The sequence below is a fragment of the Niameybacter massiliensis genome (assembly GCF_001282685.1).
Classification (GTDB): domain Bacteria; phylum Bacillota; class Clostridia; order Lachnospirales; family Cellulosilyticaceae; genus Holtiella; species Holtiella tumoricola.
The window spans coordinates 5001-18361 of record NZ_LN875031.1 but is presented as its reverse complement, the minus strand read 5'-3'; the positions used below and the strand labels follow the sequence as shown (position 1 = coordinate 18361).

The following is a 13361-nucleotide window of genomic DNA, read 5'->3' as shown; positions in this document are numbered from 1 at the left end:
TCTAAGCGTGAAACAGACCTCAAGATAAGACTTCCCATCCAGAAATGGAGTAAGACCCCTTGTAGACTACGAGGTAGATAGGTTGGAGGTGTAAGCATGGTAACATGTGTAGCTGACCAATACTAACGGTTCGAGGGTTTGACCTAAAAAAAATAGGTTAATTGATTGCAGTATTTGTTTTTGAGAGTATAATAAAAAAGAATACTCAAATATTTTTGGTGGCGATGCGACTAGGGGACACACCCGTTCCCATACCGAACACGTAGGTTAAGACCTAGTCGGCCGATGGTACTTGTCTGGAGACGGACCGGGAGAGTAGGTGGCTGCCAAATTTTCAATATGCCCGAGTGGCGGAACTGGCAGACGCACAGGACTTAAAATCCTGCGAGCTAACCCTCGTACCGGTTCGATTCCGGTCTCGGGCATCAAAGCTTATACCTAACATATACACAAGGTATAAGCTTTTTTTATGTAATCTTATTACGAGATTAAACTCTGGGGCTAGAGTAATCTTATTAACACACGAAAAAGAGGATTTGAATTGAATTCAAATCCTCTTTTTCGTTATATAAAATAAAAATTATTGTAATAAGCTAATTTCATATTATAAGGTAGACATCTCATTAAGATGCTTCCAATAGCGAGTTGGAACAAAATTTTTCTGTAACCTTGGATTTGCTCTTTCAGGAATTGTAACACTATCATAAAATGCTTTAAAAAGAAGTTCGAAATTATCATTAATTTGATAAGAACCGAGTAAGGTATTTTCTTGTTCAGTTAAAGTTTTTAGGTAAGAACTAGATTGGTCATAGATAAGTGCAGTTTTTCTTTTTAAATCATGAATGATAAAGTTCTGATCGGAAAATCTAGAAGTAAAATGTTGTTCAAGTAAAGGAAGAATATGATGGTCAGGTTCTATTTGAGCATAAAAACATAATGGGCCTATTTCAGAGAATCTTACAAATCCAGTGAAACGATGACATTCATGAGAGACTTTACGTACAAGGCTGTCTACAGAAACAATAATATCATTATGTTTAGCTAAATTGATACTTGTACCATATTGGTAACACAGCTTTAAATATTTTAATGCTAGAAGGTCACAATTATCCCATTCACTTAAGTAGAGATAGTAAATATTTTTGAGTACAGAATAGGAAAGTTTAGTTTGAATACTAGAGTAAACCCGTTCAAACTTATCAAGTTCTGTAGTAATGGAAATAGGCTCAAATAATAAATTAGGGGTATAGAGTTGTGTACGTGTAATATGCAATGAATCTTTTTCTGAGTAGGTATAAAAAAAGCAAGTTAAGAGACCTTCAAAACTTCCATCGTATATAAATTCTTTCATTCTAAGCTCCTTCATAAAAATATAAAATTAAAGTTCTCCTGTTAATGCACTTGGCAAATCATCTAAAAGCAATAAATGAGATGTAGGATTTATTGAATCAAATAAACTTAATTGTTGATGAGGCTGTTCTATTAGATTTAAATCTAGTTCAGGTTTCATAGCTCTACGAATTTTATCATCATCATAAGTAACATTTCCATTATATTTACCGCTACATAAAATAAAGTATTGGGCACGTTTCAATGTTATACGTAGCTTTTTTAAATCTTCAAATGATAATGGTCCTAATCTACGGCTACTCATAATTTTTTTTGCACCTGTAATCCCTATACCAGGGACACGAATAAGCATTTCAAAAGGGGCAGTATTTATTTCTATAGGGAATTCATTCATATGTCTAAGAGCCCAAGAAGTTTTTGGATCAAAGTTAATATCAAAATTAGGATTTGAGAGATCTAAAAGTTCATCAACTTTAAACCCATAAAAACGCAATAGCCAATCTCCTTGATAGAGACGATGTTCGCGCATGACAGGGGGCGACTTAATAATAGGGAGAAGGCTTCCTTTATTTACAGGTACATAAGCAGAATAATACACTCTTTTTAGGTCATATTTGTTATAAAGCCCTTCACTAAGTTGCATGATTTTGAGATCGCTTTCAGGAGAAGCCCCTACTATAAGTTGAGTACTCTGCCCACCTGGAACAAAAAGGGGAGAATGCTTAAAATGCCTTCTATTTTCTTTATTCTCAATAATATTATTTTGGATCATATTCATTGGTTTAAGAATATCATGAGCGGCTTTATTAGGAGCCAAAAGCTTTAGAGATTGTGAAGAAGGTAGTTCAATATTAATACTCATACGATCAGCATAAAGTCCACATTGCCTTATAAGTGATTCATCAGCACCAGGGATAGCTTTAACATGAATGTAGCCTCTAAATTGATAGTCTTCACGTAATTTACGAAGTACATTAGTTAATAGTTCCATCGTATGATTAGGGTTTTGTATAATAGCAGAACTTAAGAAAAGTCCTTCAATATAATTACGTCGATAAAAGTTAATAGTTAACTCAACAACTTCATCTACAGTAAAAGCAGCTCGTGGGATATCATTAGATTGTCTGTTAATACAGTAGGCACAATCATAGATGCAATAATTAGTAAGTAAAATTTTAAGTAATGATATGCATCTTCCATCAGGAGTAAAGGAATGACAAATGCCACTAGAGCTACTTGAACCTAGATCACCCTTTTGGGCTTTCCTATTAGAACCAGAGGAAGAGCAGGAAACATCATATTTTGCTGCATCAGATAGAATTTCTAATTTTGTTTTTATATCCATATTAATCACCTAAATATATTATACAGAACAAATGTTCGCATGTATAGACATAATAAATAAAATAGAAAATATAATTAAAGTTTTTAAAGAGAAAACCTTTACATAAGTCAAATCACATGTTAAAATATCTAAGTAATAAAGATTTGTATCCATAGCTCAGCTGGATAGAGCAACGCCCTTCTAAGGCGTGGGTCCGGGGTTCGAATCCCTGTGGATACGTATAAAAGGCTTACAAGCATTAGCTTGTAAGCCTTTTTTGTATTTAAATAAAAACTAGATTATATAGTGTAATTTTGTTATAAAAATATATATTATTTAGAAATATACATTGACAGATGAGGTATATAAGAATAATATATAAGAGGAATATTCAGAATAAATTTTTATTATTTGAAATAGCATGAAGGAGGATAAAATGTCTATTGCATCTGATCTTATAAGGGGACATACGGAAACGATTATACTAGCGCACCTTTTTGAAAAAGATAGCTATGGTTATGAAATTAATAAAGCTATACAAGAAAAAACGAATCAAACATATGAGTTGAAGGAAGCAACTTTATATTCAGCATTTAGAAGACTAGAGTCTGGCGGATTTATTAATTCATATTGGGGGGACCAAACAACAGGCGCACGACGCAGATACTACAAGATTACACACCTGGGGAAGGCACTATTTGAACAAAATTTAGCTGAATGGGAAGAAGCTAAAAGATTAATAGATCAATTAGTAAAGGTGGGAGATTTAAATGAATAGAAAATTAAAAGATTATATTGACCAGCTTTTTGCACAAGTATCAGACTCAGCGTATGCAAGAGAATTAAAAGAGGAAATGTTAATTAATTTAAATGATCGATATGAAGATTTACTTATTGAAGGGAAGAGTAAAGAAGAAGCATTTATTATTGTAACTTCAAGCATTGGGGATATTAGAGAACTTTTAAGTGGATTAGATGAGACAGCAGTCATTATTACAACTAAGGATATTGAAAAGCGCCGTAAAGAAAGTGCACTTATAAGGAGTATAGCCATAATGCTATATATTATTAGTCCAGCTATGTTAATTGCATTATCTATTTTTAATATGCCTGTATTAGGTGTTGTTGTATTACTAATAATAGTAGCAGGAGCAACAGGCTTATTAGTATATGATAATGTAAGTAAGCCAGAGAACTTAAAAGATGAATATGCAGAAAGTAAAAGAAAAGAAAGTTTAACAGCTGAACAAAGGAAAAAAGAAAATATTAAAGAAGCGATTCAAGCAATTTTTTGGTTATTAGTAGTAGGCATATATCTTCTTATGAGCTTTATGCTAGATATATGGGCATATTCATGGGTCATCTTCATTATTGCAGCAGCTATTAATAAAGTCATAGACTTATTATTTGAGCTAAAGGAGTAAGAAGATGAATAAAAAAACACTTGTTAGTATACAAATTGCAGCATGGAGCTGTATTATTATCTTTTTATTAAGCGTATTTATCTTTGCTTTATATAGAGAATTTAATCATGAAGAAATGGCTAGTTTTACAAGTGGTAGTACTATAGAGTATAGTGAATCAGTAAGTGATATAAAAGATATTACAGTAAGATTAGTAAGTGAGGATATACAGTTTGTCACAAGTGAAGGAAAAGAGTTGAAGATAGTACAAAATGCCTCGTATAACTTAAAAGAGTCTGATAAGTTAGAGGTTAATAGAACAGGTAATAATATTAGTATACAAAAGCCTAATGTAAATCATGTATTCAATATGTTTAGTAGTTTTAATAGAAGAGAGAGTATAGTTATTTATATTCCTTTAGAATATGAAAATGAATTAAGAGTTAAAACTGTATCGGGCACAATTTGTTTAGATGGAATAAATCTTTCACAAATAGAGTGTGGTTCCACTTCAGGGGATATTGAAATGAATTTAATGGATATAGAAAATGAAGTAATTTTAGAAACAGTTAGTGGCGATATTAAATTAGATGAGGTAAAGAGTAATAAAATTGACATCAATACAACAAGTGGAGGAATCAAATTAAGAGATAATAAAGTAAAATTTATAGATGCTTCTACAACTAGTGGAGATGTAAAATTTCAAGGGTTGGGAAATTATTTTAAGATTAATACAACAAGTGGTAAAGTAGAGATAGAATTAGAGGAGATGTTTGAGGAGATTACAAGTTCTAGTGTATCAGGAGATATCAGAATAAAAATCCCAGAAAATGATGGATTTAAATTAAAGTACTCTACAATAAGTGGAGACCTTAAAAGTGACTTTAATCTAGATGCTGGAGAGTATAAAACAGGCTCATCAAAAATAACACTTAGAACTACATCTGGAGATATAGATATAGAAAAGAAATAAATAGTAATTATAACAATAAGGTTATGAACCTATACAGGTTCATAACCTTATTGCATAAAATTAGGAAGCTTTTCAACAATCTCTAAGTTAGGGGAAGTTCTTAAATCACATTTATAATTTTCACGGGTCCTAGTTTGTAGATTATAAATAACTCTTAATAATGGTCTGCATAAGTCATCAGCAAAGTTTTGTTCTACAAGTGCAACGCAATTATTATTTAACCTTACAGTACAGCCAACAGGATAAGATGCAACAATATGTTCTAAGGTACCGATAACAGATTCATTTAGTTCCTCTTGCTTAAGTATAGATAAAGCACGACTTATAGGGAAGCCTGTACGATAGGGTCTAGTAGATACAAGGGCATCAAATACGTCAGCTACAGCTACTAGTTTAGCACCTACATATAAATCTTTACCTTTTTGTAAAGGATAGCCTCTTCCATCCTCGCGTTCATGATGGCATAAAATAATAACTTTAGAAATAGGGCTTAAATAAGCATCATTTTTTATAATATCGTATCCTAGTTGAGGATGGCTTTGCATAACTTTTAGTTCATCAGGCGTAAGTTTACCTGGTTTATTTAAGATATCCTTAGGAATGATTATTTTACCAATATCATGTAATAAGGCGCCGGTAACTATTTTATTAATATCATCTTGATTAAAGCCCATTTTTTTTGCTAAAGCACAGGCAATGATGGAGACATTGACACAATGAGAATAGGTATAATCGTCATTATGTTGTAGATCAAGGATATCTAAAATAACATCTTTGTGAGAGAGTTCATTCATAATAGAAGAAGTGATAGGGGCAATATCATTTAAATTGATAGTCATTAATTTTTCTATCTTTCTAAACTGACTATCTAGATGCTGATTAAGGCGCATTCTAACATTATGAGGGATAACTTCATTTGGAATAATACCTTTAGAAATTTCATCATCAATATATATTTGATAGATATAACGTTCTAATAGGCGATTTTTATATGCTAGCTTAAATCTTGATTGAGAACGTAGTAATATGCCACCTTCACTGGTAACAATGTCTTGTCCTATAATCTCGCCACCTTTAAGTGTTTCAATATTAACTAATCTCATAAGTCAATTTTCCTAATAGGAATATCCTCCCTCCAAGCTTTATGTTATAACGGTTGTATAAATAGATTATATATTAAAAACGTAGCTTTGTGTACAAATATGTACATATTAATATAAAAAGCGACAAAACCTATATGGAGTATCTAAAAGGTATATTGAATTAGACTTGAAAAGAGAATATGATATAAATAAGGATTAGTAAATACTAAAATAAAGAGGAAACTATGAATACGAAATTAGACTACTATAAAGTATTTTGTAAAGTAGCAGAATGTAAAAGCTTTTCAGGCGCAGCTAAAAAGCTTTATATGACTCAACCAGCAGTTAGTCAAACAATAATGCAACTAGAAAAAGAACTAGATATTTGCTTATTCAGAAGAGGTGCAAGAGGTGTAGTATTAACGAATGAGGGAAGTACACTATATGAGTATATACATACTGCATTAAACCTTATAGATGTTGGAGAACAAAAAATCAAAGAATCTTTAGATTTAGTTGTAGGAGAACTAAAGATAGGTGTAGGAGACACAATTTCAAGATTTTTCTTACTACCCTATTTAGAAAAATTTCATGAGCAATATCCAAATATTAAGTTGAAAATTATTAATAGAACTACAATCGAGCAATGTGAATTATTAAAGGTAGGCGAAATTGACTTGGCAGTATGTAACCTTCCGATAGAAGATACTGCACTAGAAGTACGAGAGTATTTTTATATACATGATATATTTGTAGGAGGAGAAGCTTATAAAAAATTAAGTAAGAATCCTATAGCATTAGAAGAACTTTCAAAGTTACCCTTAATATTTTTAGAGAATAAATCTAATTCTAGACAATATGTAGAGAAACATATGGAAAAAGAAGGAGTAAGGCTCAATCCAGAAATTGAACTAGGTTCACATGACTTATTATTAGAATTTGCAAGGATTAATCTAGGTATATCTTGTGTAATTAAAGAATTCTCTAAGGAGTATTTAGAGCAAAAAGGAATTTATGAAATAAGATTAATGAATCCTATTCCTAGAAGAAGTATAGGATGTTGTTTTTTAAAAACAGTGCCATTATCACCTGCATCTTCAGAATTTCTAAAGATATTGGAAACGGGTTTGGAAAAATAAAATAAGTATTTACATAAGTCAATAGCTATAGTATAATACTTATGAAATAGCGATGGCCCAGTGGTACAGTTGGTTAGCACGCCGCCCTGTCACGGCGGAGGTCGAGGGTTCGAGTCCCTTCTGGGTCGCTTATATGCCCAAGTGGCGGAACTGGCAGACGCACAGGACTTAAAATCCTGCGAGCTTACCCTCGTACCGGTTCGATTCCGGTCTTGGGCATAAAAAAACTACAACTTATGTTGTAGTTTTTTATTTTTTAATAATCTCTTAAAAAACCTCAAAAAAACTTAAGTTTTTTTAAAAAAAGGCTTTACATATGACAAATATGGTGTTATTATAAGAGAGTAATTGACATAACAAATTTGGAGAGGTGTCCGAGCGGTTTAAGGAGCTGGTCTTGAAAACCAGTGACTCCGAAAGGGGCCGTGGGTTCGAATCCCACCCTCTCCGCTTCAAAGCGTACGGCGTAAGCTGTACGCTTTTTTGTTATATAAACTAGCTTGTTGATTATATGTTGATCTATGAATAATAGTGTAGAAGAGAAAAAGATATAGAAAAAGCGACTTAGATTTCTAAGTCGCTTTTATTTATTAAAACATAATTTTAGATAATGGAATACCTATAATAATTACAGTAGCAAGCATGAGAATACTCATGATAGTAGTATATTTATAAATATCTTTTGTGTCTAACCATTCTTTGTTACCATGCATAATAGCAGCAAATGGTGAAGCAGCTGGTGTAATTGCTCCGAATAGAACCATAAAGATAAATATTGAAACGATAGGTTCTGTAGCAACTCCCATAGTTTGAGTAAAAGCTGAAATAATAGGAAGGAAGATAATTCCTACAACAACACTATTACAGAAGTTAGTAAGTACTAAACCTAGTACAAGAATAAGTACGATAAAAGTAAATTCTCCTGTTCCTTCAAACACTGGTGCTAATAGATTTTTTAAGAATGGTGTTACGCCTGTACCTTCAGAGGTTAAAGCATTACCGATAGTAAGTGCAGCACCTATTAAGAAAATAGTACTCCATTGAATATGGTGACTACTAATATTTTGATAATCAGCTAAGAATTTACCATCAATTTTAATTGCACATAATATACAAACCATGACTAATGCAAATCCAAATTTATTATCGTTGAAGAATGCTCTAATTGGTAAATCTGCAGGTAAAATACCTGGAAGTATCATAAATAAGATATATACAATAAAAGTTGTAGCAATGATTTTATGTTTTACATTTAATGGTGGAAGAGGATTTTTGTTAAACATCTCCACACTTACATCTTTGAGTAAAGATATGTCTGGCTTAAGGACAAACTTCATTAATACTATAAGAAGTCCAATAGATAATAAAGATAAAGGTATAGTTAAACCAATAAATGAAGCGAAGCTAATTTCTATACCAGTAAGTGAGGTATAGTTATTAAGAAGGATTACAGGACCATCTTTAAATGGTGCTGTACCAAATCCCATTAAGGCTACAACAACTACTGAGATAAGCATTAATGTAGGATATTTATCTTTTGGTTTATAGCCTAGTTCTTTAAAAATACCATATAGAATTGGCCAGAAAAGGAAGATTGGTGTGAACGCAGATGAAGTTGCTGCTAATGCAAAAACTCCTAGTAAAACCATAAAAGAGAACATCCAAGGTTTTCCATTGATTACTTTACGTGTTAAGAACCATCTACCAATATAATTTGTAAGTCCTGATTGTACAACAGCTCCGATAAGAACCATCATAAAGAAGAGCTGAACAACTGTTGAATCACCTAAAAAATTCATTAAGACTTGATTCATAGGGGCAAAACTGCTAGATCCTAGTAAGAATATTCCTAGTAAACTAGGCCAAATAGAATCAACAAATGTCCAAAGATAAATTACCCCAATAAATATACCTATTATTTCCATTCCTAATGGAGTGATAGGTTCAGGAGCTGGTATAAATCTAAATAAAATCATAAGTGATATACCTATTAAAGTATTAATAAGATAGCTGTAATTAGCACGTTTTTCGCTGCTATTCATAAGTGGAATCTCCTTCTTGCTCATATTTTTAGTTTAAATTTAAGTTTACTATCAAGTATGTTAAAATTATAACATACTTGATAGTGTGAAAAAAATAACGTATGTTACTTAATATAAAAAAATCATAAAGTATGTTAAACTTTTCATTCTATAAATACGTTAAATTAAAAATATAAAATAGGTTTAATTAAATAAAAAGAGTAGAAAATATTATATCTATAATATTTTCTACTCTTTTTATTTAATATGTGAGCATTTTCTTTTCATGAATATAATCTTCTAAGAGACTACGATCTCTAATAATAATACTATGTCCATCTTTTTCTATAGCACCCTCTTGTTTAAGAGAGCGCATAATGCGTGAAACGGTTACAGTGTGTACTCCTAAATATTTGGCAAGTTCTACATAATTAAAATGTTTATCAACTATATTACGTCCATGTGAAGGGCGGCTAAAATCTAGAAGTGTTTTACATAATCGACTTGGCGTACTAGATTCTTGCATAAAGTGAAAATGATTTAATACATCTGAAAAATAATTTGCAAATAATGACATTATATAACGATTTAAAGTAGGATTATCACTTAAAAGTTGATAAAAGTTAGAATATGGGATTTCGTAAAGCCTACAGTCGGTTTTAGCGTACATATAAAATGCACTTGTATTAGCATCAGGGGGAAGCGTTAAATATGCAGGGGTAAAGTTAATAATGCTACCAGCAGCAAAATAATGATAGATTTTTTCTTCGCCTGATTTAGTAATACTTAGTAAAGCGCAAAGACCATCTTCTAGACAATAAACGTAATCACTAGCAAAGTCTAAGTTATACAGGCACTCACCTTTTTTAGCAATTCTAAATTTACCAGCCTTACAGAATTCATCAAAATAAGTAGTATCAGTAGGTGTCAAGATGCATTCCTCCTAATAAGTATATAATAAGATATCTCGTTAAATAGATACTTTGAATTTGTAATTAAAATATATGATTTTATTAGCTAATTATAGCATATGAAAAAATAAATAGATATAGATAAATTGTAAAAGCCATGCCCGTATAATAGATTAGGATAACAAGAGAAATTATAAATATACTTAAATTTTATAAAACGTAACCTGGGTTATTTTTATAAAATTTAGAGAATGTTATACTAGTGTAGTAATAAGCGATAAAAAAATTTGAAGTTAATTGTTAAAAATTTATCTATAAAGTAATGAAATTATGGGAGGGAACTGTTGTGGCATTATATGACGTAATTATTATAGGTGCAGGACCAGCTGGTATGACAGCAGCAATTTACGCAGCAAGAGCAAATATGAGTGTATTATTATTAGAAAAGCTTGCTCCAGGTGGACAAATTATCAACACTCACGAAATTCAAAATTACACAGGTGTAGGAACAATTAATGGTGCAGAACTTGCATATAAAATGTTCGAACATACACAAGAATTAAGCGTAGCATTTGACTATGGAACAGTAAAAGAAATCAAAGAAGAAGGCAACGTAAAAATTATTACTTGCGAGGAAGAAGATAAAATCTTTGAAGCTAAGAGTGTAGTTATTGCAACAGGAACTATTCCAAGAAGATTAGGGGTAGAAAATGAAGATCGCTATGCAGGTGAAAATATTAGCTGGTGTGCTATTTGTGATGGTGCATACTACAGAGGTAAAGATGTAGTAGTAATCGGAGGAGGAAACTCAGCCGTAGAAGAAGCTGTTTATTTAGCAAGTCTTGCGAATTCAGTAAAAGTAGTTACTTTATTTGACTTAACAGCAGATCCAATCACATGTGATGAATTAAGAGAAAAAGATAATGTTACAATTTATGAGTATCATAACATTGAAGGCTTCACAGGTGATGAAAAATTAAAAGGTGTACGCATTAAATCAACAAAAACAGATGAAGAACTAGAATTACTTTGTGATGGCGTATTTGAATATATTGGACTTAAACCATCAACAGATGCATTTAAGTCATTAGGAATTTTAAATGAACAAGGTTATGTTATGGTAAATAGCCAAATGGAAACAAACGTACCAGGTATCTACGGTGCAGGAGATGTAGTAACAAAAGAACTTAGACAAGTTGTTACTGCTTGTGCAGATGGCGCGATTGCAGCTCAAGTAGCATCAAAATATGTAAAAACAATTTAAGCAGGACATAATAGATAAATAACATTTCCAAAGGAGAAAATAAAATGATTAAAGAAATTACAAGTTTTGAAGAATTTAATGAGTTATCAAAATCAGGAAAAGTATTAGTAGATGTTTACTCAAAAACATGTGGACCATGTAAAATGTTAGGATTCGTATTAGCAGATTTAGAAAAAGATCTTCCAGACTCAGTAATCTTAAAAGTAGATTTTGATCAAAATAAAGAAGTTGTAGAAAAATATGACGTAGCATCATACCCAACTATCCTTGTATTACAAGATGGTGAAGAAGTAAATCGTTTAAAAGGTTTACAACAAAAACCAGCTTTAAAACAATTATTAGAAGCTTAATATAGAAAATCAATAACTATTTAAAGGGAGGAAAGAACATGTCAGTACAATTAAAAAATACAGAACATCTTATTACATTACAACATAGATCTGAACAAGAAATGTTGGAAGCATTTAAAAATGGTAATCACACAGTAGAAAACCCATATGTTAAATTAAATCCTTATATTGTATGTCCTCTTACAGCAGTAATTATGTTTGATACTGAAGAAGAAGTTGAAGTAACACTTACAATTAAAGGTAAAGAAGAAGCAGGAAATATTACACATACTTTCCCAAAAGCTAAAGAACATAGACTTCCTGTATTTGGCTTATATGGAGATTATGAAAATACTGTAGAAATCAAATTATCAAATGGTGTAGAATCAGAAGTTAAAATTCAAACAGCTCCAATCCAAGATAACATTGGTAGATGCACATATATCAATACAACAAGTGAATATATGCAAGATAATATCATGTTCACAACTCCTGCAGGTTTAGACTATGCAGCAGGTTATGATTACAATGGTGATTGCCGTTGGTACATGACAGAGCCTTTTATTTTTGATATGAAACGTCTTAAAAATGGTAATGTTTTAATCGGTTCAAATCGTTTCATTGCACAACCATACTATATGGTAGGTATCTGTGAAATGGCTCTTTGTGGTAAAATCTACAAAGAATTCCGCGTTCCAGGTGGATATCACCATGATCAATTTGAAATGGAAGATGGTAACCTTCTTATTCTTACACAAGAACCAGGTGCTGCAACAGCAGAAGATATGTGTGTACTTGTAGATCGTAATACAGGTGAAATCCTTAAAAAATGGGATTACAAAAAAGTTCTTCCACAAAATGTTGGTAAATCAGGTAGCTGGTCAGATCATGACTGGTTCCATAACAATGCCGTTTGGTATGATAAGAGAACAAACTCTCTTACATTATCAGGTAGACATCAAGATATCGTAATCAATTTAGATTATGAAACAGGTGATCTTAACTGGATTATTGGTGACCCAGAAGGCTGGCCACAAGAAATGGTAGATAAATACTTCTTCAAACCAGTAGAAGGTAAAGAATTTGACTGGCAATATGAACAACATGCATGTGTTGTATTACCAGATGGTGATGTTATGATGTTTGATAACGGTCACTGGGGATCAAAAGATCCAGAAAAATATCTTTTATCAAAAGATAGCTATTCACGTGGCGTAAGATATAGAATTAATACAGAAGATATGACTATTGAACAAATCTGGCAATTTGGTAAAGAAAGAGGAGCACAATTCTTCTCACCATATATCTGTAATGTAGAATACTACAGAGATGGTCATTACCTTGTTCATTCAGGTGGTATTGGTTACTATGATGCAAAACCAACACAAGTGTTACCAGCATTCCTTGATACAAAAGATCCAAAAACAAAACTCCAAACAATTACTGTAGAAGTTGAAGATGATGTACTTAAATATGAAATGCATACTACAGCTAACTACTACAGAGCTGAAAAATTAAAATTCTACCATGAAGGTCAAAACCTTGTAATGGGTAAAGGTGAATTA

At 31.8% G+C, this 13361-nt stretch carries 12 protein-coding genes, 5 tRNA genes and 2 rRNA genes (1 of these 19 only partly in view); 14 read left to right on the top strand and 5 right to left on the bottom strand.

What is annotated here, in order from left to right; translation table 11 throughout:
* The 3 genes from BN2390_RS01075 to BN2390_RS01065 form a co-directional block, all read left to right on the top strand.
* Positions 1-146 (top strand): 23S ribosomal RNA (locus BN2390_RS01075); the annotation flags it as partial.
* A gap of 68 nt (positions 147-214) precedes the next feature.
* Positions 215-332 (top strand): 5S ribosomal RNA (gene rrf, locus BN2390_RS01070).
* Positions 333-341: 9 nt separating this feature from the next.
* Positions 342-425, top strand: a tRNA-Leu gene (locus BN2390_RS01065).
* A gap of 179 nt (positions 426-604) precedes the next feature.
* Here BN2390_RS01065 and BN2390_RS01060 read toward each other — a convergent pair.
* Both BN2390_RS01060 and BN2390_RS01055 read right to left on the bottom strand, forming a co-directional pair.
* Positions 605-1351, bottom strand: coding sequence for a TIGR03915 family putative DNA repair protein (locus tag BN2390_RS01060; RefSeq protein ID WP_053982511.1), 747 nt, complete (start codon positions 1349-1351; stop codon positions 605-607).
* Positions 1352-1378: 27 nt separating this feature from the next.
* Positions 1379-2695, bottom strand: coding sequence for a putative DNA modification/repair radical SAM protein (locus tag BN2390_RS01055; RefSeq protein WP_053982510.1), 1317 nt, complete (start codon positions 2693-2695; stop codon positions 1379-1381).
* A 145-nt stretch (positions 2696-2840) separates the two neighbouring features.
* Between BN2390_RS01055 and BN2390_RS01050 the strand changes: the two genes are divergently transcribed.
* From BN2390_RS01050 to BN2390_RS01035, 4 genes are all read left to right on the top strand, one after another.
* Positions 2841-2914: transfer RNA gene (locus BN2390_RS01050), tRNA-Arg, on the top strand.
* Between the two features lie 196 nt (positions 2915-3110).
* Positions 3111-3452: a PadR family transcriptional regulator gene (locus BN2390_RS01045; RefSeq protein WP_053982509.1), complete on the top strand. Its 342-nt coding sequence runs from the start codon at positions 3111-3113 to the stop codon at positions 3450-3452.
* On the top strand, positions 3445-4098 hold the full coding sequence (locus BN2390_RS01040) for a permease prefix domain 1-containing protein (RefSeq protein WP_053982508.1): 654 nt from the start codon (positions 3445-3447) through the stop codon (positions 4096-4098). The genes BN2390_RS01045 and BN2390_RS01040 overlap by 8 nt, the downstream gene beginning before the upstream one ends.
* A gap of 4 nt (positions 4099-4102) precedes the next feature.
* A complete protein-coding gene (locus tag BN2390_RS01035) occupies positions 4103-5050 on the top strand; it encodes a DUF4097 family beta strand repeat-containing protein (protein ID WP_053982507.1) in 948 nt (315 codons plus the stop codon).
* A gap of 47 nt (positions 5051-5097) precedes the next feature.
* On the opposite strand, the gene BN2390_RS01030 is transcribed toward BN2390_RS01035, so the two are convergent.
* The gene (locus tag BN2390_RS01030; protein ID WP_053982506.1) at positions 5098-6153 is read right to left on the bottom strand and encodes an HD-GYP domain-containing protein; all 1056 of its coding nucleotides are present in this window, start codon (positions 6151-6153) and stop codon (positions 5098-5100) included.
* Positions 6154-6377: 224 nt separating this feature from the next.
* Between BN2390_RS01030 and BN2390_RS01025 the strand changes: the two genes are divergently transcribed.
* The 4 genes from BN2390_RS01025 (at position 6378) to BN2390_RS01010 (ending at position 7721) form a co-directional block, all read left to right on the top strand.
* Complete coding sequence (locus BN2390_RS01025; protein WP_053982505.1) at positions 6378-7271, top strand: LysR family transcriptional regulator; 894 nt, start codon at positions 6378-6380, stop codon at positions 7269-7271.
* Positions 7272-7325: 54 nt separating this feature from the next.
* Positions 7326-7399 (top strand) — tRNA-Asp (locus tag BN2390_RS01020).
* Between the two features lie 7 nt (positions 7400-7406).
* A tRNA-Leu gene (locus BN2390_RS01015) sits at positions 7407-7490 on the top strand.
* A gap of 145 nt (positions 7491-7635) precedes the next feature.
* Positions 7636-7721, top strand: a tRNA-Ser gene (locus BN2390_RS01010).
* Between the two features lie 140 nt (positions 7722-7861).
* Here BN2390_RS01010 and BN2390_RS01005 read toward each other — a convergent pair.
* Positions 7862-9313 carry an SLC13 family permease gene (locus BN2390_RS01005; RefSeq protein WP_053982504.1) on the bottom strand — a complete coding sequence of 484 codons (1452 nt, stop codon included), beginning with the start codon at positions 9311-9313 and terminating at the stop codon, positions 7862-7864.
* Between the two features lie 241 nt (positions 9314-9554).
* Positions 9555-10223 (bottom strand): Crp/Fnr family transcriptional regulator, encoded by a 669-nt coding sequence (locus BN2390_RS01000; RefSeq protein WP_053982503.1) that lies wholly within the window; start codon positions 10221-10223, stop codon positions 9555-9557.
* Between the two features lie 326 nt (positions 10224-10549).
* On the opposite strand from BN2390_RS01000, the gene BN2390_RS00995 reads away from it, so the two are divergent.
* The 3 genes in view from BN2390_RS00995 to BN2390_RS00985 are tightly spaced (at most 44 nt apart) and all read left to right on the top strand, a layout consistent with a single transcriptional unit that may run on beyond the window.
* Positions 10550-11467, top strand: a complete 918-nt coding sequence (locus BN2390_RS00995; RefSeq protein WP_053982502.1) for an NAD(P)/FAD-dependent oxidoreductase — start codon at positions 10550-10552, stop codon at positions 11465-11467.
* A gap of 44 nt (positions 11468-11511) precedes the next feature.
* Positions 11512-11817: a thioredoxin domain-containing protein gene (locus BN2390_RS00990; protein WP_053982501.1), complete on the top strand. Its 306-nt coding sequence runs from the start codon at positions 11512-11514 to the stop codon at positions 11815-11817.
* A 38-nt stretch (positions 11818-11855) separates the two neighbouring features.
* Positions 11856-13361 carry the 5' portion of an aryl-sulfate sulfotransferase gene (locus BN2390_RS00985; RefSeq protein WP_053982500.1) on the top strand. It continues 369 nt past the right edge of the window, so the window shows 1506 of its 1875 coding nt (coding positions 1-1506); its start codon is at positions 11856-11858; its stop codon lies off the right edge, out of view.

What these genes read in the sequence shown, in the direction of transcription:
- BN2390_RS00990 (WP_053982501.1), top strand. Translation starts at nt 11,512, where the DNA reads ATGATTAAAGAAATTACAAGTTTTGAAGAATTTAATGAGTTATCAAAA.
- BN2390_RS01005 (WP_053982504.1), bottom strand. Translation starts at nt 9,313, where the DNA reads ATGAATAGCAGCGAAAAACGTGCTAATTACAGCTATCTTATTAATACT.
- BN2390_RS01055 (WP_053982510.1), bottom strand. Translation starts at nt 2,695, where the DNA reads ATGGATATAAAAACAAAATTAGAAATTCTATCTGATGCAGCAAAATAT.
- BN2390_RS01025 (WP_053982505.1), top strand. Translation starts at nt 6,378, where the DNA reads ATGAATACGAAATTAGACTACTATAAAGTATTTTGTAAAGTAGCAGAA.
- BN2390_RS01040 (WP_053982508.1), top strand. Translation starts at nt 3,445, where the DNA reads ATGAATAGAAAATTAAAAGATTATATTGACCAGCTTTTTGCACAAGTA.
- BN2390_RS01060 (WP_053982511.1), bottom strand. Translation starts at nt 1,351, where the DNA reads ATGAAAGAATTTATATACGATGGAAGTTTTGAAGGTCTCTTAACTTGC.
- BN2390_RS01035 (WP_053982507.1), top strand. Translation starts at nt 4,103, where the DNA reads ATGAATAAAAAAACACTTGTTAGTATACAAATTGCAGCATGGAGCTGT.
- BN2390_RS01045 (WP_053982509.1), top strand. Translation starts at nt 3,111, where the DNA reads ATGTCTATTGCATCTGATCTTATAAGGGGACATACGGAAACGATTATA.
- BN2390_RS01030 (WP_053982506.1), bottom strand. Translation starts at nt 6,153, where the DNA reads ATGAGATTAGTTAATATTGAAACACTTAAAGGTGGCGAGATTATAGGA.